We start from the raw sequence: 19,549 nt of genomic DNA on the forward strand, positions 1-19,549 counted from the left end.
CGCCCGGCCCCCGTGCACAACGGGGGCCGGGCGCGGCAGCGTCCGGGGGGCTCAGGCAGTCGGCCTGGTGGCGTCGTGGATGAACTCCGCGACCGCCGACGGCCGGGAGACGGCCACGGCGTGCGAGGCGTCGGGCAGTTCCAGCGTGGTGGCGCCGGCCCGCCGGGCCGTGAAGCGCTGGACCGGCGGCGGCAGGGCCCGGTCGGCGCCGGTCACCAGGGCCCAGGCCGGCTTGACCTGCCAGGCCGCCGCGGTGGGCGCGTCGGTGAGCACCCGTTCGGCGACGGGCCGCTGCAGCGCGGCGAGCACCCCCGCCAGCTCCGGGTCGACGTCGCCCGCGACGAACGGTCCGAAGCAGTCCCCGGGCACCGAGAGTTCGGTCGCCCGCGCGGCGCCGGTGCCGTCCGTGCCGTCCGTGGCGTACGAGGTGCGGCGCAGCCGGGAGATCAGCGGCGAGGGGGCGAAGCGGCCCGCGAGCGCCTGGTAGCTCTCCCCCACCTCGGGCAGGTAGGCGGAGACGTAGACGAGCGCGACGACGTTGGGGGCGGTCCCGGCCTCGGTGATCACGGCGCCGCCGTAGGCGTGGCCGGCCAGCACCACGGGACCCTCGACGGCGGCGAGCACGGAGGTCAGGTAGCCGGCGTCGTGGGCGAGTCCGCGCAGCGGGTTGGCGGCGGCGAGCACGGTCAGGCCGCGGCGCTGGAGTTCGGCGACGACGCCGACCCAGGTGGTCGCGTCGGAACAGCCGTCGTGGACGAGCACGACGGTGGGTCTGGTGGAGGGCATGGCGGGGGCGGGCCTTTCGCATGGCGACGGGCCGACGGGGTCCGCGCGGTCGACGCGCGGTCGACCGGCGGCCCCGCCGGCCGGCGGGCTGGGGGTGGAGGAGGTCAGGAGGCCTGCTGCCGGGCGTCGGCGCGCGCGGCGTAGGCCTGCCACTCGCGCGGCGAGACGCCGTAGGTCTCGCGGAACGCCCGGCTGAAGTGGGAGTGGCTGACGAAGCCCCAGCGGTGGGCGACGGCGGAGACGCTGGTCTGCCGGCGCGAGGGCCGTTCCAGCTCCCGGCGGCAGGCGTCCAGGCGCCGCCGGCGCACCCACTGGCCGACGGTCGTGCCGTCCTGCTGGAAGAGCTTGTGCAGGTAGCGCACCGAGATGTGCTGCGAGCGGGCGATCGACTCGGGCGAGAGCTCCGGGTCGGCGAGGTTCTCCTCGATGTGGTCGCGAATGCGTGCCAGGATCCCGGCCGCGGCGGTCGGCTGCTCCGGGTCGACCCGTTCGAGCAGTTCGGTCACCAGGATGGCGACGATGTCGGAGACGCTGCGCGCGAGGTGGTTGCCGGGCCGGGCGTGGTGGGATCGGCTCTGGGCGGCGAGGGTGCGCAGGAACTGGGAGGCGAGCGAGCCGATGCCCTCGTCCCCCCGGGCCAGCAGCCCGCCGGTGCGCCGGACGTCGCCGTGCCGGACGCCCAGGTAGAAGCAGGGGACGCGGAAGCGGACCATCCGGCACCCGGGGTCGGACAGCAGGCCCGCCGGGTGCGGGGTGGTGCCGATCAGGAGGTCGCCGGGTTCCAGGGCGGTGCTGGCGCCGTCGCGGCGCACCGAGGCCGGGCCGTGCAGGTGCAGGGCGACGTAGAGGCAGTCCTCGGGGTCGGCGCCGGGCGGCGGCGCGAGGACGTCGATGCACCCGGCGCCGCCGTCGTGGGCGGCCTGGCCGGGCTGGTGGTGCGCGGTTTCGGGCATGGGTGAGGGACCCGACTGGATCACGGGAGGCTCCGACCGGTTCGTGTGGCTCAGTGGCTCAGGGCGGATGGGTGGTCAGGGTGACGCGCCGCCTGCCGCTCGGTCGCGGGGCGCGGGGAGAGGGGCGCGGCGCGGGCGAGGGTTCGGGCGCGGGAGGTGCTCAGGGGGAGGAACGTGTCCACGACGGCGTCGAGCGCGCCGGGGTTCTCCGGAAGGGGGACGTGCGAGGAGGCGGGTTCGCATCCGTTCGTGTCGGCGGGCATGGCTGAGGGATCGGCTCCCGGCGGGTCGCCGGGCATGAGCGGCAGCTCGTAGTGACGATTCTCGCCGCCCGCACGCCCCGCTGACCACCGACCGGCGTAGGGATTGCCCGACGGGGCTTCATCGCTCTGTAGCAACCCGGCGTCCTCGTTCTGTAGCAAGCGGTCACCGGTGACGCCGCAGGTCAGGACGGTTGCCCGGCGGGGGCGCGGAGCAGGTCCCACAGGCGCAGCCCCATGTGCAGGACCAGCCGGTGCCCGCCGTCGTCGAGGTCCAGGCCGGTGATCTCCTGGATCTGCCGCAGCCGGTAGTAGAGGGAGGTGCGGTGGACCTCCAGGATCTCCGCCGTCCTCGGCACCGAGCCGGCGTTCTCCAGGAAGCAGCGCAGGGTCTCCTCCAGGCGGGCGTGGGCGCCGCCGTCCAGCAGCCGGCGCAGCGGTTTGGGGAGGAGGGACTCGTTGAGCGCGCTGTCGGGCAGCTGGAGGAGCACGGCGTGCTCGCCGAGCCGCTCCCAGTCCCCGACGCCGCCCAGCCCGGGCAGCCGGCGGGCGGCGCGCACGGCCACCCGGGCCTGGTCGTGGGAGGTCCAGGCGTCGGCGAGGTCCGCCTGGCGCCCGCCGACGCCCACCACCGTCGTCGCGCCCCGGTCCAGGAAGGTCTCCAGCGAGCGGACGATGCCGCGGGACTGCGGCTCCAGGTCCTCCGCGGCCGGCTCACGGTCGAAGACCTGGACCAGGACGGCCCGGTCCTGCTCGATCGCCGCCAGGCCGTGGGCCGTGCGGGTCCGCCGGAAGGGCTCCAGGGCGCCGCGCAGCGCCACCGCGACCTGACCGGAGGGCCCGCGCAGTCCGGAGACGGCCACGCCGGTCACCACCACGTGCGGGCCGGCGGGCAGCAGGCCGTCGTCCAGCAGCTGCCGGCGCGCCGCGCCGCGCCGCGCCGCATCCGGGCCGACCAGCCGGTTCACCAGGTCGCGGGTCCGCTCCTCGTCGCTGTCGGAGGCCAGGTGTTCGGCGTACATCTCGGCGGCCACGGCGCGGGTGGCCCGGGCGATGGCCGCGGTCTCGGCCTCGGTGAGGTCCCCTTCCTCCGCCACCACCATGAGGATGCCGAGCATGTGGCCGCGTTCGAGGACGGGGACGCAGTAGCGCGGCCGCAGGCCCAGGTCGTCGCGGCCGTCCAGGTAGCCCGGTCTCGTCCACTGCGCCACGCCCTGGGAGAGCACGTAGCGGATGGTCTCGTCGTCCGCGATGCCCTGGAGCAGCGTGCCCACCCGCACCCGGTCCTCGTCGCCGAAGTGACGGCTGGTGCAGATCATCCGCACCAGCGGGTCGTCGATGACGACGGAGCGTCCCAGCTCCTCGGCCAGGCCGTCGACCAACGACTGCAGCGCCTCGCCGGCCGGCCGCGCGCGCCGGATCCACCTCTTCATGATCAGTTACCTCCCGGCCGCATTCATACAAGAGGCGAAACCGGATGGACAAACCTTCAACAAACTGAGAAAGCACCCGCTCAGTGCCCGGAAGAGCGGTGGCTACCGGGCGGTACGCCCGCGTCCCATCCCGGTGCGCCGGGCGGATGGTGCGCGGATCGTCATGCCGCGGTGCACCGCCGGAACATCTCCCCCGGCACCGCCTCCTAGCGTGGGCGGTGATCCGCCTCTCCCCTGTCCGTCGGCAGCTCCCAGGGCCCGAGGCGAGAGCAGCGCGCCGCCGCCGGCCTCCGGCGGACGGCCCTCTTCGCCCCGCACACCCGCATCGGCGCCGCACCCGGCCCGACCCCGACCCAGGAGGACCCATGTCCGCGCCCCACCCGCTCCCCAGCCCGCAGCCCTGCCCGGAGCCGTGCCCGGAGACCGCCGGCACCGACGTCGTGCTCGACGCGCGGATCGTGCTCGGCGAGAACCAGTCCCTCGGCATCCCCGTGCGCTTCGCCTACCGGCGCGACGACCCGTTCGCGGTCGCCCTCGTGTTCCTCGGCGCCGCCGCCGAGGCCGGCACCTGGCAGTTCTCCCGCGACCTGCTGTGGGAGGGGCTGCAGCGGCCCGTCGGCGCCGGTGACGTGCGGATCTGGCCGCCCTGCACCTGCCACGGGCGCTCCTCGCTGCGGATCATGCTCCAGGGGCAGGACGGCTCCGTGCTCGTCGACCTGCCGGCCCGGCAGCTGCGGCGCTGGCTGCGCCGGGAGAGCTTCGCGCTGGTCCCCCGGGGCACCGAGGGCGCCCTGATCGACTGGGACGCCGAGCTGGACGGGCTGACGTGCTGACGGGCCGACCACCACGACTGCGGACCCCGCTCACCCGCGCGCCAGCTCCTCCGCCGCCGCGTCGGCGATCAGCTCGGGAGCCTGCCCGACGAACAGCGTGGCGCCGTGCTCGTCCGGTTCGAGCGGTTCCAGGGTGGCGAGCTGCGAGTCGAGCAGCGACCCGGGCATGAAGTGGCCCGACCGGTGCCCGATCCGTTCGGCCAGCAGGTCGTGGCCGGCCGTCAGGTGCAGGAAGAACGCGCCGGGGCAGGCCGCGCGCAGGATGTCCCGGTAGTGCCGCTTCAGCGCGGAGCAGGCGATCACGCAGCCGGTGCCCGCCGCGTCGCGCTCGTGCAGCCAGCGGCCGACGGACTCCAGCCAGGGCCGGCGCACCGCGTCGTCGAGCGGGACACCGGCCGCCATCCGGGCGATGTCGGCCGGCCGGTGGAAGTCGTCCGCGTCCGCGAAGGGGACGTCCAGCCGGCCGGCGAGCAGCCGGGCCACCGTGGTCTTGCCGGTGCCGGAGACCCCGACGACCACGACGCACGGGGCGCGCCGCTCGCCGCCGGGGGCCGTCGAGGTGTCCTCCTCCATCGCGTCGCGCCTACGGGAACCGCGGGGCCGGCCCCTGCGAGCCGGCCGCGTACTCCTCCAGCGGCACCAGGTCCCGCTCCCAGGCGGACAGCACCGGTTCGAGGACCCGCCACGCCTCCTCGGCCTCGTCGCCGCGGATGGACAGCGCCGGGTCGCCGGTCAGGACGTCCAGCAGGAGCCGGCCGTAGGCGGGCAGCTCCGGCGGGTCCATCCGCGCGGTCAGCGACAGCGGGGCGAGCTCCTGGGCCCGGGTGCCGATGCCGGTCAGGTCGAGGGCCAGCCCCTCGGGTTCCAGCGCGAAGCGGAGCACATTGGGCGCGGCCTCGCCGCCCTGGCCGAACGGCAGGTGGGGCACCGGGCGGAAGCGCACCGCGACCTCCTTGCGGTCGGTGCCGAGCGCCTTGCCGCTGCGCAGCCGGAACCTGGTGCCGGCCCAGCGCCAGCTGTTCAGTTCGAGTTCCACCTCGGCGAAGGTCTCGGTGCGGCGCCCGGGGTCGACGCCCTCCTCGTCCACGTACGCGGGGACGGCGCGGTCGCCGATCCTCCCCGGCAGGTAGCGGGCGCGGCGGGTGCGGTGCAGCACGTCGTTCCCGGTCAGCGGCCGCACGGAGCGCAGGACGTCCACCTTGCGGTCGCGCAGGTCGCGCTCGCCGAGGGTGATCGGCGGTTCCATGGCCACCAGGCAGAGCAGTTGCAGCAGGTGGTTCTGGATCATGTCCTTGAGCGCACCGACGTGGTCGTAGTAGCCGGCCCGGCCCTCCAGGGCGAGGGTCTCGTCCCAGACGATGTCGATCTCGGCGATGTGGGTGCTGTTCCAGATCGGCTCCAGCACGCGGTTGGCCAGCCGGCTGCCGAGCACGTTCTGGACGGTCGTCATGGCGAGGAAGTGGTCGACCCGGAACACCGCCCGCTCCGGCACGAGTTCGGCCAGCAGCCGGTTCAGCTCCTCGGCGCCGGCGAGGTCCTCGCCGAAGGGCTTCTCCAGCACGATCCGGCTGCCGGGCGGCAGGCCGGCCCGGTGCAGGGCGGTGACCGCGGCGGGGAACAGCGCCGGGGGCAGCGCGAGGTAGACGGCGACCGGCCCGTCCCCGGCGACGACCGGGGCGACGTCCCCGGGGCTGGTGACGTCGGCCCGCAGGTAGCGGGCCGAGGCGGCGACCTCCGCCTTGGCGCCGGCCGGGCAGTCCTCGCCGTGGCGGTCGAGCTGGGCGGCGACCCACTCCCGGTACCGCTCGGTGGACCAGTCCTCCCGGCTCGCCCCGGTCAGGCTCAGCCGCTCGCCGAGGTGCCCGCCCGCCCGCAGCGCCGCCAGCGCCGGCAGCAGGAAGCGCGCGGTCAGGTCGCCGGTCGCGCCGAAGACGGCGAGCCGCTCGATCATCGCCGCGCCCCCGCCCGCGCGCGGGCCAGGTTCACGCCGCTGGCGGCGATCCCGATGTGGCTGAACGCCTGGGGGAAGTTGCCCATGAACTCTCCTGTGGACGGGTTGATCTGCTCCGACATCAGCCCCAGCGGGCTCGCCCGCGAGCACAGCGAGGCGTACAGCTCCTCGGCCTCCTCCGTCCGGCCCTGGCCGATGAGGTTGTCGACCAGCCAGAAGCTGCACAGCACGAACGCGCCCTCGTCGCCGGCCAGACCGTCCGGGGACTCCTCGTGCAGGTAGCGGTGGAGCAGCCCGCCGCCGGCCGACAGCCGCTCGGCGACGGCGGTGGCGGTGGCCACCATCCGCGGGTGGTCGATCGGCACCACGTGGCGCAGCGGGAGCGCGAGCAGGCTGGCGTCCAGCACGCCGCCGCCGTCCAGGTGGGCGCTGAGGGTCCTGGCGTCCTCGTCCCAGGACTGCTCCAGGATCAGCGCGCGCAGGTGGTCGGCGGAGGCGCGCCAGCGGGCGGTGCGGATCGGCAGGCCGAGCCGGTCGCCGATCTGGGCGGCGCGGTCCAGGGCGACCTGGCAGAGCCCGGCCGAGTAGGTGAACACCCGGCCCTCGCTGCGCACCTCCCAGATGCCCTGGTCCGGCTGGCGCCAGGCCTGCTCGGCGGCGTCGGCGAGGCCGGCCAGGCCGGCCCACAGGGCGGGCTGGATCTCGCCGCCGGCGCGCAGCCACTGGTCGGCGCAGTCCAGGATCTCGCCGTAGACGTCGTGCTGGCGCTGGTCGGCGGCGCCGTTGCCCCAGCGGACGGGGGCGGAGCGCTGGTAGCCCTCCAGTTCGCCGTCCTCGACCTCGTCCGGCACCGGGCCGCCGCGCAGGTCGTACATGATGCGCGGGTGCCCGCTGTCCTCGAAGGCGTCGAGCACCCAGCCGAGGAAGGCGTCGGCCTCGCCGCGGAAGCCGATCCGGCGCAGCGCGAAGACGGCGAACGCGGCGTCGCGGATCCAGGCGTAGCGGTAGTCCCAGTTGCGGATGCCGCCGATCGGCGCGGGCAGCGAGGAGGTGGGCGCGGCGACCAGCGAGCCGTTGGCCCAGTCGTCGCACAGCTTCAGGGTGATCGCGGCGCGCCGGACCAGCGCCTCCTGGGGGCCGGCGTAGTCGAAGTGGCGCATCCAGCGGCGCCAGGCGTCGGCGGTGCCGGTCAGCATGGCGTCGGTGTCGACCCGGTGGTGGCGGTGGAAGCGGCCCCAGGAGAGCACCAGGTCGAGCCGGTCACCGCGGCGCAGGTCGTGGGTGCTGTGCAGGCCGTCGAGGGGGCGGTTGGAGCGCAGGTGGAGCCGCAGGCCCGGGCGCCGGTTCGGGCGCACCTCCAGTCCGCTGAACAGCGCCCTGGCCCGGGCGCCGCCGCGCGGCTCCAGTTCCGTCCGCAGGCGGACGTGGCCGTCCAGCACCACGGCGGAGCGCACGAGTTCGGCGCGGTCGGCGGGGGCGTTGTCGGTGAGGTCGGCGCCCGAGCGCAGGGCCAGCGCGTCGGTGAGGCGCACCAGGCCGGTGCGCGAGCGCAGTTCGGTGACCAGGACGCCGGTGTCCGGCTCGTAGCGCTGCCGCGCCTCGACGAGGTCCTCCGGTGTGACGGTGAAGTGCCCGCCCCGGGCGTGGTCCAGCAGGGCGCAGAACAGGGGTTCGGCATCGAACCGGGGCAGGCAGAGCCACGGGACGGAGCCGTCCAGGCCGACCAGGGCGGCGGTGGTGCCGTCGCCGATGAGGCCGAGGTCCTCCAGCGGCAGGTAGCCCTGCCGCCGGCGGACCGGCCGGAAGGGGGGATCGGGGTCGTGCATGCCGTCTCGCTTCCGCAGCGCCGGGAGGAGGAGAGGGAGCGCGGACGGGCCGTCCGCGCGGGGCGGTCAGAAGGCGATGAGCACCTTGACCGCGTCCTCCAGCTTCTTGTCCGCGACCTCGAAGGCCCGTTCCATGTCGTCGAAGCGGAACTCGTGGGTCGTCAGGTGCGTGGGGTCCAGGCGCTTGGTCTCCAGGATCCGCAGCAGCCGCTCCATCCGCAGCCTGCCGCCGGGGCACAGCCCGCTGGCGATGGTCTTGTCGGCCATGCCGACGCCCCATTCGACGCGCGGGATGCCGACGGTCTCGCCCTCGCCGAAGTAGCCGGTGTTGGAGATGGTGCCGCCGGGCTTGGTGATCTTGACGGCGGTCCGGAAGGTGGCGTCCGCGCCGAGGGCCTCGACCGCGGTGTCCACGCCCTGGCCGCCGGTCAGTTCGAGGACGCGCTCGACGACGTCCTCCTTGGTGAAGTCCACGATCTCGTCCGCGCCGTACATCCGGGCGAGCTTCTGCCGGCTGGGCACCGACTCGACGCCGATGACCAGGCCGGCGCCGCGCAGCCTGGCCCCGGCGGTCACCATCAGGCCGACCGGGCCCTGCGCCAGGACGGCGACGGTGCCGCCCATCGGGATGTTGCCGTGCTCGGCGCCCATGAACCCGGTGGAGATCATGTCGGCGCAGTAGACGGCGGCCTCGTCGGGGATGTCGTCCGGGATCCGCGCGAGGTTGGCGTCGGCCTCGTTGACGTGGAAGAACTCGGCGAAGACGCCGTCCTTGAGGTTCGCGAACTTGAAGCCGCCGAGCGGGGCGCCGGACTGCGAGGGGTAGCCGTTCTGCGAGGCCAGGTCGCCCCAGTCGGGCGTGATGGCGCCGGCCAGCACGCGGTCGCCGGGCCGGAAGTCCTTCACCTCGCCGCCGACGGCCTCCACCACGCCGACCGCCTCGTGGCCGAGGGTGAGGTCGGTGCGGGGGCCGATGCCGCCCCTGACGGTGTGCGAGTCGGAGGTGCAGATCAGCGCCCGGGTGGTGCGCACCAGGGCGTCGCCCGGGCCGAGCTGCGGCATGGGCTTCTCCAGGAACCCCACCCGTCCGATCTCCTTCATCACGAAGGCCTTCACTTCTCCGTCCCTCCTGCTGGGGCGGGCCGTCGGGCGGCCGCCCGGCCGCCGGTCCCACCGCCTCCCACCGTCGCCGCTACCGTGCCGCCGCGCGACCCGGCCGCCGGGCCGGCGGTGCGTTCCGGTGAAAGCGCCGCGTTCCGGTGAATCCGGCGGGCCGTCCCGCCGCGGCCGTCTCCCGCGTCTCCCGGCGCGGCGGGGCGGCCTGCTAGCGTCGAGGCGCTTCGACGAAGCGCTGTGCGGCGGACGAGGAACGACGGAGGGTGCTGTGGAGGACAAGGGCGCGGGGCGGGCCTTCATCGGCTCGTTCACCTCGGCGGGCGGGCGCGGGATCGTGGTGGCGGCGGTGGACCCGCGCACGGGGGCACTGACCGAGACCGGCACCGTCGACGCCGTCCCCAACCCGTCCTACCTCGCCCTCGGGCACGCGGAGGGCGGCCCGGTGCTGTACTCCGTCTCGGAGACGCTGCCGGGGGCGGTCGCCGCCTACGGCCTCGCCGGACCGCTGCCCCGTCCGCTCGGCGCGCCCGTCCCGGTGCACGGGGACGAGCCCACCTACCTGGCCCTCGCCCAGGGCCACCTGCTGACCGCCAACTACGGCTCCGGCAGCGTCACCGTGCTGCCGCTCGCCGCCGACGGCGTCCCGCAGGCCCCGAGCGGCGTGCTGCCGAACGAGGGCAGCGGGCCGCACCGCGAGCGCCAGCAGGCCCCGCACGCCCACCAGGTGCTGCCCGACCCGTCCGGCCGCTGGGTGCTCGGCGTCGACCTCGGCACCGACGCGGTGCGGATCTGCGCCCTGGACCCGGCGACGGGGGAGCTGACGCCGCGGCACGAGACGGCGCTGCCGCCCGGCACCGGCCCTCGGCACCTGGCCTTCCACCCCTCCGGGCGCCACGCGTACGTGCTCGGCGAACTGCGTCCGACGGTGACCGTCTGCCGCTGGGACGCCGCGGCCGGGGTGCTGGAGCCGGTGGGCGAGGTGCCGCTGTTCCCCGACGGCCCCGAGGTCCCGGTCCTGCCGTCGGCCCCGGTGGTCTCGCACGACGGCCGGCACCTGTGGGTGGCGGTGCGCGGCACCGACACCATCGCGGTGTTCGCGCTGGACGCGGGCGGCGAGGGGCTGCGGCCGGTGGGCTCGGTGCCGTGCGGCGGCGCGTGGCCGCGCGACCTGGTGCTGGACCCGTCGGGCAGCCGCCTCTACGCGGCCAACGAGCGCTCGGGGGACGTCACCTGGTTCGAGCTGGACGGCGAGAGCGGCCTGCCCCGGCGGGCGGGCTCGCTGCCCGTTCCGGCGGCGTCCACCGTCCTGTTCGGCTGAGCGTTCCGCCCATCGCTCTCCGTCACCGTCCGTCCGCCGTCACGGCCCGCCGTCACGGCCCGCCGTCGCGGAACACCAGGACCGGGCAGGTGGCGTGCCGGGTGCAGTGCTGGGCCACCGAGCCCAGCAGCATCCCGGCGAAGCCGCCGAGCCCCCGGCTGCCGACCACCAGCAGGGACGCCCCCCGGGAGGCCTCGATCAGCGCGCCGGACGGGGAGCCGTAGCGCGCCTCGACCCGCACCTCCACCGGCGGCCGGGGTCCGACTGCCTGCTCCACGGCCCTGGCGGCCTCCCGGCGGGCCTTGCCCTCCAGCTCCGCCTCGTCGGTGCTGTCCGGCGGGAACCAGCCGCGCGCGCCGTGGAACGTCGGGTACTCCCAGGCGATCACCGCCTCCACCACGCCGCCGGTGAGCTCCGCCTGCCGCACCGCCCAGCGCAGCGCCTGCTTCGACGGCTCCGAGCCGTCCACGCCGACCACGATCCGGCCGGTCTCCTCGCCCTGCTCCGCCATGCCTCCTCCTCGCCTCGACGCCCCCACGCCCACCTTCCACCCCCACCCTCCCGCCGGCCACCGCGCCCGCGCGGCCCGGCGGACCCGGCCGGGGAGCGCCGTCGCGCCCGAACGGGTCCGTCCGCCGCGCGACCGCCCGGCCCCGGCGGCGATCCTGGAGCCGATGTCCGGGGCACGGCACCCGCCAGCCCCGGCACGACCAGGCAGGACCAGGCAGGACCAGGCAGGACCAGGCAGGCAGGAGGCACCGGCCATGGAGGCGTCCGCACAGATCGGCGTCACGGGACTCGCGGTGATGGGCCGCAACCTGGCGCGCAACCTCGCCCGCAACGGCTACACGGTCGCGGTGCACAACCGCACCCCGGCGCGGACCGACGCCCTGATCGAGGAGTTCGGCCACGAGGGCGCGTTCGTCCCGGCGCGCTCCCCGCAGGAGTTCGTGGCCGCGCTGGAGCGCCCGCGCCGGCTGCTGGTCATGGTGAAGGCCGGCCGGCCCACCGACGAGGTGATCGAGGAGTTCGCCCCGCTGCTGGAGCCCGGCGACATGATCATCGACGGCGGCAACGCGCACTTCGCGGACACCCGCCGCCGCGAGCGGGCCCTGCGCGAGCGCGGCCTGCACTTCGTCGGGACCGGCGTCTCCGGCGGCGAGGAGGGCGCGCTGCACGGCCCGTCGATCATGCCCGGCGGCTCGGCCGAGTCCTACACCGTCCTCGGCCCCATGCTGGAGCGGATCAGCGCCCAGGTCGACGGCGAGCCGTGCTGCACCCACATCGGCACCGACGGGGCCGGTCACTTCGTGAAGATGGTGCACAACGGCATCGAGTACGCCGACATGCAGCTCATCGCCGAGTCCTACCACCTGCTGCGGGAGGTCGGCGGGTACGCCCCCGCCGAGATCGCCGAGATCTTCCGGCAGTGGAACCGGGGGCGGCTGGACTCCTACCTCATCGGGATCACCGCCGAGGTCCTCGCCCACACCGACGCCGCCACCGGCCGGCCCTTCGTCGACGTCGTCCGGGACGCCGCCGAGCAGAAGGGCACCGGACGCTGGACCGTGCAGACCGCCCTCGACCTCGGCTCCCCGGTCACCGCCATCGCCCAGGCCACCTTCGCCCGGGTCGCCTCCTCCCGGGCCGAACTGCGCGCCGTCTACCGGCCGCTGACCGCGGAGAGCCCGGAGGTGATCCCGCACGAGCTCGGGCACGGCGTCCTGGACATCGAGCTGGCCCTGTACGCCTCGAAGATCATCGCCTACGACCAGGGCTGGACCATGATCCGCGACGCCGCCGCCGAGTACGGCTGGGACATCGACCTCGGCGGGGTGGCGAAGATCTGGCGCGGCGGCTGCATCATCCGGGCGGCCTTCCTCGACCGCATCCGCGCCGCCCACGCCGCCGACCCCGGGCTGGTCAGCCTGCTGGCCGAGGAGCGGTTCGCCGCCGAGATCGCCGAGGCCCTGCCGTCCTGGCGCTCGGTCGTCGCCACCGCCGCCCTCCGCGGAATCCCGGTGCCGGCCATCTCCGCCGCGCTCGCGTACTTCGACACGCTGCGCAGCCCGCACCTGCCCGCCGCCCTGATCCAGGGGCAGCGCGACTTCTTCGGCGCCCACACCTACCACCGCACCGACCGCGAGGGCGGCTTCCACACCCACTGGGCCGAGCCCGGCCGCCCCGAGACCCGCACCGACAGCTGACCGGCGGGGTGACGGGGTGACCGGCGATCCACCGGTCATTTGGCAGAAGCGGCGGCACGGCCCGGCGGGTGAGGCTGGTGCCCATGATGTACTCCACCGAACCGCTCTCGCCCGCCGAGCGTGCGGAGTTCTGGCACGACGCCGTCGCGCGGACGTTCATCCCGCTGGAGACCAGGCTCCTCGAAGCGGAACCCCGTGCCGGCGTCCTCAGCAGCGACCGGCTGGGTGTCCTCCAGATCACCCGGGCGACGGCCGGACCGCAGGTGAACCTGCGCAACCGGCGGGCCGTCGCGGCCGGCGGTGAGGGGTGGATCACCGTCGCCATGCACCACCGGGGCCGCGGCAAGCTCGTCCAGGACGGCAAGGAGGTCGTGGTCGGGCCCGGCGAGTTCACCCTGTCCGACTCCAGCCGCCTCTTCACCAAGGTGCTGCCGGAGCCCTTCGACCTGACCACGTTCCACCTGCCGCGCGCCGCCCTGCCCGTCCACGACGACGAGCTCCGGGCCGCCGTCGCCACCCCGTTCAGCATCGGGGCCGGCACCACCGGGCTGGTCGCCTCGTACCTGCGCAAGCTGGCCGGCGGAGCCGCCGATCTCGACCCGTACACCGGCGGCCGGCTCGCCGAGACCGCCGTCGACCTGCTCGCCGTACTCGTCCGGGAGCGCAGCGGCAGCCTGCGCCCGGCCCCGCCGGAGGCCACCCTGGCGATGATCGCGCGGATCAAGGACTACGCGATCCGGCACCTCGGCGACCCGGAGCTCTCCCCCGAACGGATCGCGGCCGCGAACCACGTGTCGGTGCGGTACCTGCACAAGCTCTTCCAGAGCGAGGAGACCACCGTGGCCCGCTGGATCCAGCGCCGCCGGCTGGAGATGTGCGCGCGGGAGCTCGCACGGCGGCCCGCGGTGACGGTGTCCTCGGTCGCCCAGCGGTGGGGGTTCGTCAGCCCGGCCCACTTCAGCCGGGTCTTCCGCGCCGCGCACGGGGTCAGCCCGCGCGAGTGGAGGGTCACCCGGGCGGGGATCGCGGAGGCCGCCTGAGCCGGCCGGAGGGCGTCCGGCCGCCCGCTCCTCCCGACGGTCAGTCAGAAGTCACTGGCCCTCCCTTACGCTTCCCGGGAAGCGAAACAGGAGGTGGCCGTGAGGACAGCAGCCGACGAGAAGCGGGTACGGGACGCCGTCGACGGGCTTCTGGAGTCGGCCCGGACGACGGGGGTGGCCCTGGCCGTCACCGGCGCACCGGGCTCCGGGGTCAGCACGGTCCTGCACGAGGCGGCGGTCTCGGCCCGGCGGCGCGGGTTCCTGGTGATCGGGACCACCGCGCTCGCCGCCGACGCGGACACCCCGGGCGCGGTGGCGCGGGCGCTGCGCGACCGCCTCCTCCGGGCCCTGCGCCCGGTCACCTCGGCCACCCTCATCACTTCCGCCACCGCCACCGAGCTGTTCCGGCTGCTCGGCGACAGCCCGCAGCCGGTCCTGCTGAGCGTCGACGACGCGCGGTTCCTCGACGGGCCGTCCCGGCAGGCCCTGGCCGCCCTCGCCCGCGAGCTGCCCGCCGCACGCGCCGCCCTGCTGATCGGCGGGCCGGCGGTGGACGGTGTCACCGAGCTGGTGCTGTCCCCCGTCGACGAGGCCCACGCCGACCGCCGGCTCCGGCAGGCGGGCGTCCACGACGACGCCCTGCGCCGGCGGATCGTCCGGGACGCGGCCGGCAGCCCGCTCGCCCTGCGGGAACTGCCGTTGTCCTGGCGCGACGCCGGGGAGCCGGGCGACGAGCTGCTGCACCGCTTCCCGCCGCTGACCGAACGACTGGGCCGCTCCCTCGCCCCGGGCCTGGCCGACCTCCCGCCCGGCACCGCCACCGCCGTCCTGCTCGCCGCCGTCCAGCTCGGTGAGCAGGTCGCCGACGTCCTGGCGCCCGCGCGGGCGCTGACCGGGCACGCGATCGGCGTCGAGACCTTCGGCCCGGCCGTCGAGCGCGGACTGCTGCGGCTCGTCGACGGACGGATCCGCTTCCGGTCGGTCCTCACCCGCGCCGCCGTGCAGCAGCACGCGACCGCCCCCGCGCTGCTCGCCGCGCACGCCGCCCTCGCCCGGGCCGCGACCGACCCGTACCGGTCCGCCTGGCACGCCGCCCAGGGCAGCGTCGCCCCGGACGAACAGGTGGCCGACCCCCTCGAAGCCTCCGCCGCGGAGGCGCTGCGCCGCCGCGAGCCCGTCGAGGCGCTGCGCCGGCTGGAGCTCGCCGCCCGGCTCTCCCCGGCCCCGGCCGACCGGGCCCGCCGCCTGGTGCGCGCCGCCAACACCGCCTTCGAACTCGACCGGCCCGAACTCGCCGAGCACCTGCTCGACCGCGCCGACCGGCTCGGCCTCGACGAGGAGCAGCGGGCCCTCGCCGACACCACGCGGACCCGGTTCACCGCCCGGCCCGAGCGCGGTGCGCGGTCCCTGGGCGAGCGCTGCCGGCTGGTGTCCCGGCTGGCCCGGGCCGGCTTCCGCGAGGCCGCGCTGGAGGTGCTGGTCGGCGCCACCGAGGCGGCCGTCTGGGCCGACCCCGAACCGCACGCCCACCGGGCGGTGACCGACTGCCTCGCCGAACTCCCGGACCTCGATGACGATCCGCGCCAGCTCCTCGTCCAGGCGGTGGTCGCGCCGAACACGGCCCGGGCCCGGATCACCGCGCTGAGCGGCGACGGTCCGGGCGTTCCCGCCGACGCCGACCGGCTCAGGCTGCTCGGCGCCGCCGCCCTGACCGCGGGCGAACCCGGCCTGGCCGGGGACCTGCTCGCCCGCGCCGCCCGGCTGCTGCGGGCCGACGGCCGCACCGGCCTGCTCACCCAGGTCCAGGCGCAGCACGCGCAGGCGGCCCTCATCGTCGGGGACTGGGACGTCGCCCAGGCCGCGAACGAGGAGGCCCTCGCCCTCGCCGAGGCCGGCGGCCAGGTGCTCTGGTCGATCCGCTCCCGCGCCACCCGCGCGCTGCTGCGCGCCTACCGCGGCGACCTCACCGGCTCGGCCGAGGACATCGCCGCCGTCGAACGGATCGCCGCCGGCCGCCGGGTCGGCGCGGTGCTGGCCGTCCTGCGCCTCGCCCGCAGCGTCGCCCTCCTCGAATCGGACGATCCCGGCAGCGCGTACCAGACCCTGCGTCCCCTCTTCGAGGCCGGCTCCCCGTCCCACCACCTCAGCATCCAGCGCCGCACCCTCTACCATCTCGCCGAGGCCGCCGTGCGGGCCGGCCGGGCCGAGGAGGCGCGACGGCTGATCGCGGACTACGGCGACGGCCACGGGCTCCCGCTCTCCGCCGCCGTCAACCTCGCCCAGGCCAGGGCGCTGCTCGCCGAGGGCCCCGACGCCGAGCGGCACTTCGAGCACGCCCTGCGGATCACCCCCCGGTCGTGGCCGTGGCCGCGCGCCCGGGTCGAGCTCGCGTACGGCATGTGGCTGCGCCGCACCCGCCGTCCGAGCCGGGCCCGGCCGCTGCTGCGCGAGGCCGGCCACGCCTTCGAGGTGCTGGGCGCCACCGCCTGGCGGGAGATCACCGGCCGCGAACTGCGCGCCACCGGGGTCGACCAGGGCCGGCCGGGCGGCCCGCTCGCCGAACAGCTCTCCGCCCAGGAGCTGACGATCGCCCAGCTGGCCGCCGCCGGCCTGACCAACCGGGAGATCGGCGAACGGCTGCTGCTCTCCCCGCGCACCGTCGGCTGGCACCTGCACCGGGTGTTCCCCAAGCTCAACGTGACCTCGCGCACCCAGCTCGCCGCCCTCCTCGTCACCGCCGCCTGACGCCGCCCGCCGTACCCCCGGGCCGCCCGGCCCGTGCCCGCCGTCACCCCCGACCGGCTTTGGTACCGCTCTGACCTGGGGGTTACCTTGTTCCGGTGAACGGGCAGGGGCAGACGGGAGTGCGCTTCCAGGTCTTCGGCGAGCTACTGGTCCAGCGCGACGGCACGCCGCTGGAGGTGGGTCCGCCGCACCGGCACACCGTCCTCGCGGCGCTGCTGGTGGCCCGGGGCCGCACGCTGGGCACGTCCGAGCTGGTCGACCTCGTCTGGGGCGAGGACCCGCCGTCCACCGCCGTGAACCAGCTGCACCGCCACATCGGCAACCTGCGCCGCCTCCTGGAGCCCGACCTGCCCGCACGAGCGGGCGGCCGCTGGCTGTTCTCCGGCCCGTCCGGCTACCGCCTCGACACCTCGGCCGCCGCCGGGAACGACCTCGCGCTCCTCGGCGACCTGTCGGCGCGCGTCCGCGCCGGCGGCCCGGACGCGCCCGCCGCCCGGCGCGAGCTCGCGGAACTCCTCCGGCGGCCCCTGCTGGCCGGGCTGGACCCGGCCGCACTGGCCCGGCCGCACTTCGCGGCCGTGGAGCGGGCCAGGATCACCGCGGCGACGGAGGCGATGACCGCCGCCACCGCCGCCGGGGACGCCGCGTCCCTGCTGGCCGCCGTGCGCGAGGTCGCCCGGAACGCCCCCTTCGACGAGCCGCTGCACGCCGCGGTGATCTGCGCGCTGACCTCGCTCGGGCGGCGGGCCGAGGCCCTGTCCGTGTTCGACGCGGTCCGCCGCCGGCTCGCCGGGGAGCTGGGCGTCGGCCCGTCCGCCGTCCTCCGGGCCGCCCACCAGGAGGCGCTGCGCGAGCCGGACACCACCGCGCCCGCCGCACCGGCCGCACCCGCCGTGCCCGCACCGGCGCCGCCGCCCACCACCGGCCCCGACAACCTCCCGCTGCCGGTCGCCGGCTACACCGAACGCCCGGACATCACGGACGTGCTGACGAGCGCCCTGGACCGGCTCGGCGACCCGGCCGCGACCGTCGTGATCACCGCGCTGGCCGGGATGGGCGGGGTCGGCAAGACCGCCCTGGCCGTGCACTGGGCCCACCGGGTCGCCGAGCGCTTCCCCGACGGGCGGCTCTACCTCAACCTGCGCGGCTTCGACCCGGGCAGCCCGCCGCTGGATCCGGCCGAGGCGCTGACCATGCTGCTGGTCGCCCTGGGCGAGCCCACCGAGAACACCCACGAGGACCTGCCCCTGCGCGCCGCCCGCTTCCGTGCGGCGGTCGCCGGGCGCCGTCTCCTCCTGGTGCTCGACAACGCCCGCGACGCCGACCAGGTGCGCTGGCTGCTCCCCGGCTCCCCCGGCTGCCTGGCCCTGGTGACCAGCCGCAACCGGATGAGCTCGCTCGTCGTCCGCGACGGCGCCCTGGCCGTCCCCGTCGACCGGCTGTCCCCGGCGCAGGCCCGCGAACTGCTGGCCACCCGCCTCGGCCCGGACCGGCTCGCCGCCGAGCCCGAGGCGGTCGAGGCCGTCCTGGCGGCCTGCGGCGGACTGCCCCTCGCCCTGTCGATCGCCGCCGCCCGGGTGGCCCTCGGCCCCCGGCTGACCCTGACCGACGTCGCCGCCGAACTCGCCCCGGGCGGCGACCGGCTGGCCGCCCTCGGACTCGACGACCCGGACACCGACCTGCGCGCCGTCTTCGCCTGGTCCTACCAGGCGCTGGCCCCGGACGCCGCCCGGCTCTTCCGCCTCCTCGCCCTGCACCCCGGCCCGGAGATCTCCCTCGCCTCGGCCGCCAGCGCCGCCGGCCTCTCCCCCGACCGGGTCCGCGCGCTGGCCCGGGACCTGTGCGAGGCCAACATGCTCGCCGAGCACGCCCGGGACCGCTACGCCCTGCACGACCTGCTGCGCGCCTACGCCGCCGACCTGGCCGCCGAAGCCGACGACGACCGCCCCGCCGCCCTCGGCCGGCTGCTGGACCACTACGCGCACGCGGCGGCCGCCGCGAACGACGCGGTCTCCACCCGCCACGAACACGTCGCCCTGGAGCCGGCCCTGCCGGGCACCGTGGTGCCCGCCTTCGACGACCGGGCGGCCGGCATGGCCTGGTACGCGGCCGAGTACCGCACCATCCTCACCCTGCTGCGCTCGGTCGCCGGCGAGGAGCAGTTGCGCCGGATCTGGAGCGTCGCCTTCGCCTGCCGGCTCTACACCTCCCAGCAGGGCTGGGCGCGGGACGAGATCGAGATCCTGCACATCGCCCTCGGCGCACCCGCCCGTCTCGGCCCGCGCGACGAGGTCGTCATGGGCCGCCTCGGCCTGGCCCGGGTCTACGCCCAGAGCGGCCACCACGCCCGGGCCGATGCCCAACTCCTCACGCTCCTGGACGAGTTGCCGACCCTTCCGGACAAGCTCCAAGCGGCCGTCCAGCGCAGCACCGGCTGGGTCCGCGGCCGCCAGGGCCGCCACCGCGAAGCCCTCCGGCACGCCCAGCAGGCCCTCGCCCTCTACCGCGCCCTCGGCAGCGACGACCACAACGAGAACAACATCGCCCGGGAACTCAACGCGGTCGGCTGGTACCACACCCTGCTCGGCGAGCACGAGGAGGCGATCCGGCACTGCGAACAGGCCCTGCCCATCCTCCGGACCAACGGCAACCGCCGCGGCGAGGCGGCCACCTGGGACAGCATCGGCCACGCCCACCACCACCTGGGCCGCCACCACCGGGCCCTGGAGTGCTACGCGCAGGCCCTCGACGGCTACCGCGACGCCGCCGACGAGTACAACCAGACCGAGGTCCTCGACCACCTGGCCGACAGTCACCTCGCCCTCGGCCGGCACGCCGAGGCCCGCGCCGCCTGGCACCGCGCCGCCGACCTGCTCACCGCCCTCGGCCACCCCGACGCCGAGGCCCTCCGCGCCAAGGCGGCGGCCGTCCCCGACCGAGCGCCCTCCCGTCACCCGGACCGCCCGGCCGCCGAACACCTCCGACCCTAGCCGCCGCTCCACCCCGCCATTTGTCCCTCCGTGCACACCTCGGGGGGAGCGGCCGGATACGACGCACACCTACTGCCCGGTAGCCGGGCCG

General features: G+C 76.0%; 14 protein-coding genes. 6 read left to right on the plus strand and 8 right to left on the minus strand.

The annotated features are described in order from the left end of the window. Positions 1-51: 51 nt before the first annotated feature. The 3 genes from ABT238_RS23205 to ABT238_RS23215 form a co-directional block, all read right to left on the minus strand. Positions 52-786: an alpha/beta fold hydrolase gene (locus ABT238_RS23205; protein ID WP_350783863.1), complete on the minus strand. Its 735-nt coding sequence runs from the start codon at positions 784-786 to the stop codon at positions 52-54. 104 nt (positions 787-890) lie between these two features. Beyond that, the gene (locus ABT238_RS23210) at positions 891-1,739 is read right to left on the minus strand and encodes a helix-turn-helix domain-containing protein (protein ID WP_350565046.1); all 849 of its coding nucleotides are present in this window, start codon (positions 1,737-1,739) and stop codon (positions 891-893) included. Between the two features lie 445 nt (positions 1,740-2,184). After that, positions 2,185-3,432, minus strand: coding sequence for a PucR family transcriptional regulator (locus ABT238_RS23215; RefSeq protein ID WP_350565045.1), 1,248 nt, complete (start codon positions 3,430-3,432; stop codon positions 2,185-2,187). A gap of 365 nt (positions 3,433-3,797) precedes the next feature. Between ABT238_RS23215 and ABT238_RS23220 the strand changes: the two genes are divergently transcribed. Continuing rightward, the gene (locus tag ABT238_RS23220; protein WP_350783887.1) at positions 3,798-4,265 is read left to right on the plus strand and encodes an SsgA family sporulation/cell division regulator; all 468 of its coding nucleotides are present in this window, start codon (positions 3,798-3,800) and stop codon (positions 4,263-4,265) included. Between the two features lie 30 nt (positions 4,266-4,295). Here the strand turns inward: ABT238_RS23220 and ABT238_RS23225 are convergent, their stop codons facing one another. The 4 genes from ABT238_RS23225 to ABT238_RS23240 all read right to left on the minus strand — a co-directional run bounded on the left by ABT238_RS23225 (position 4,296) and on the right by ABT238_RS23240 (position 9,158). After that, a complete protein-coding gene (locus tag ABT238_RS23225; RefSeq protein ID WP_350783898.1) occupies positions 4,296-4,838 on the minus strand; it encodes a gluconokinase in 543 nt (180 codons plus the stop codon). Between the two features lie 10 nt (positions 4,839-4,848). Continuing rightward, a complete protein-coding gene (locus tag ABT238_RS23230; protein ID WP_350565040.1) occupies positions 4,849-6,216 on the minus strand; it encodes a glucose-6-phosphate dehydrogenase in 1,368 nt (455 codons plus the stop codon). Then, positions 6,213-8,042 (minus strand): glycoside hydrolase family 15 protein, encoded by a 1,830-nt coding sequence (locus ABT238_RS23235; protein ID WP_350783916.1) that lies wholly within the window; start codon positions 8,040-8,042, stop codon positions 6,213-6,215. Before ABT238_RS23235 ends, ABT238_RS23230 begins: the two co-directional genes overlap by 4 nt. 66 nt (positions 8,043-8,108) lie before the next feature. After that, entirely contained in the window at positions 8,109-9,158 is a 1,050-nt protein-coding gene (locus ABT238_RS23240) for an NAD(P)-dependent alcohol dehydrogenase (protein WP_350565036.1), read from the minus strand. A 268-nt stretch (positions 9,159-9,426) separates the two neighbouring features. Here ABT238_RS23240 and ABT238_RS23245 point away from each other — a divergent pair, with 268 nt between their 5' ends. After that, entirely contained in the window at positions 9,427-10,476 is a 1,050-nt protein-coding gene (locus ABT238_RS23245; RefSeq protein WP_350565035.1) for a lactonase family protein, read from the plus strand. A gap of 52 nt (positions 10,477-10,528) precedes the next feature. Here the strand turns inward: ABT238_RS23245 and ABT238_RS23250 are convergent, their stop codons facing one another. Next, positions 10,529-10,987: a universal stress protein gene (locus ABT238_RS23250; protein ID WP_350783940.1), complete on the minus strand. Its 459-nt coding sequence runs from the start codon at positions 10,985-10,987 to the stop codon at positions 10,529-10,531. A 253-nt stretch (positions 10,988-11,240) separates the two neighbouring features. Here ABT238_RS23250 and gnd point away from each other — a divergent pair, with 253 nt between their 5' ends. From gnd to ABT238_RS23270, 4 genes are all read left to right on the plus strand, one after another. Beyond that, positions 11,241-12,683: an NADP-dependent phosphogluconate dehydrogenase gene (gene gnd, locus ABT238_RS23255; RefSeq protein ID WP_350783954.1), complete on the plus strand. Its 1,443-nt coding sequence runs from the start codon at positions 11,241-11,243 to the stop codon at positions 12,681-12,683. Positions 12,684-12,766: 83 nt separating this feature from the next. Beyond that, on the plus strand, positions 12,767-13,723 hold the full coding sequence (locus ABT238_RS23260; protein ID WP_350565029.1) for a helix-turn-helix domain-containing protein: 957 nt from the start codon (positions 12,767-12,769) through the stop codon (positions 13,721-13,723). A gap of 99 nt (positions 13,724-13,822) precedes the next feature. Continuing rightward, positions 13,823-16,468, plus strand: a complete 2,646-nt coding sequence (locus tag ABT238_RS23265; protein WP_350783968.1) for a helix-turn-helix transcriptional regulator — start codon at positions 13,823-13,825, stop codon at positions 16,466-16,468. 95 nt (positions 16,469-16,563) lie between these two features. Beyond that, a complete protein-coding gene (locus tag ABT238_RS23270; RefSeq protein WP_350783978.1) occupies positions 16,564-19,458 on the plus strand; it encodes an AfsR/SARP family transcriptional regulator in 2,895 nt (964 codons plus the stop codon). Positions 19,459-19,549: the final 91 nt, after the last annotated feature.

Source organism: Kitasatospora sp. NPDC001527, assembly GCF_040298605.1.
In the GTDB taxonomy this organism is placed as follows: domain Bacteria; phylum Actinomycetota; class Actinomycetes; order Streptomycetales; family Streptomycetaceae; genus Kitasatospora.

Excerpts from the sequence above, each read along its gene's own strand:
- ABT238_RS23235 (WP_350783916.1), bottom strand. The coding sequence starts at position 8,042 with ATGCACGACCCCGATCCCCCCTTCCGGCCGGTCCGCCGGCGGCAGGGC.
- gnd (WP_350783954.1), top strand. The coding sequence starts at position 11,241 with ATGGAGGCGTCCGCACAGATCGGCGTCACGGGACTCGCGGTGATGGGC.
- ABT238_RS23250 (WP_350783940.1), bottom strand. The coding sequence starts at position 10,987 with ATGGCGGAGCAGGGCGAGGAGACCGGCCGGATCGTGGTCGGCGTGGAC.
- ABT238_RS23225 (WP_350783898.1), bottom strand. The coding sequence starts at position 4,838 with ATGGAGGAGGACACCTCGACGGCCCCCGGCGGCGAGCGGCGCGCCCCG.
- ABT238_RS23215 (WP_350565045.1), bottom strand. The coding sequence starts at position 3,432 with ATGAAGAGGTGGATCCGGCGCGCGCGGCCGGCCGGCGAGGCGCTGCAG.
- ABT238_RS23210 (WP_350565046.1), bottom strand. The coding sequence starts at position 1,739 with ATGCCCGAAACCGCGCACCACCAGCCCGGCCAGGCCGCCCACGACGGC.
- ABT238_RS23205 (WP_350783863.1), bottom strand. The coding sequence starts at position 786 with ATGCCCTCCACCAGACCCACCGTCGTGCTCGTCCACGACGGCTGTTCC.
- ABT238_RS23220 (WP_350783887.1), top strand. The coding sequence starts at position 3,798 with ATGTCCGCGCCCCACCCGCTCCCCAGCCCGCAGCCCTGCCCGGAGCCG.
- ABT238_RS23230 (WP_350565040.1), bottom strand. The coding sequence starts at position 6,216 with ATGATCGAGCGGCTCGCCGTCTTCGGCGCGACCGGCGACCTGACCGCG.
- ABT238_RS23260 (WP_350565029.1), top strand. The coding sequence starts at position 12,767 with ATGATGTACTCCACCGAACCGCTCTCGCCCGCCGAGCGTGCGGAGTTC.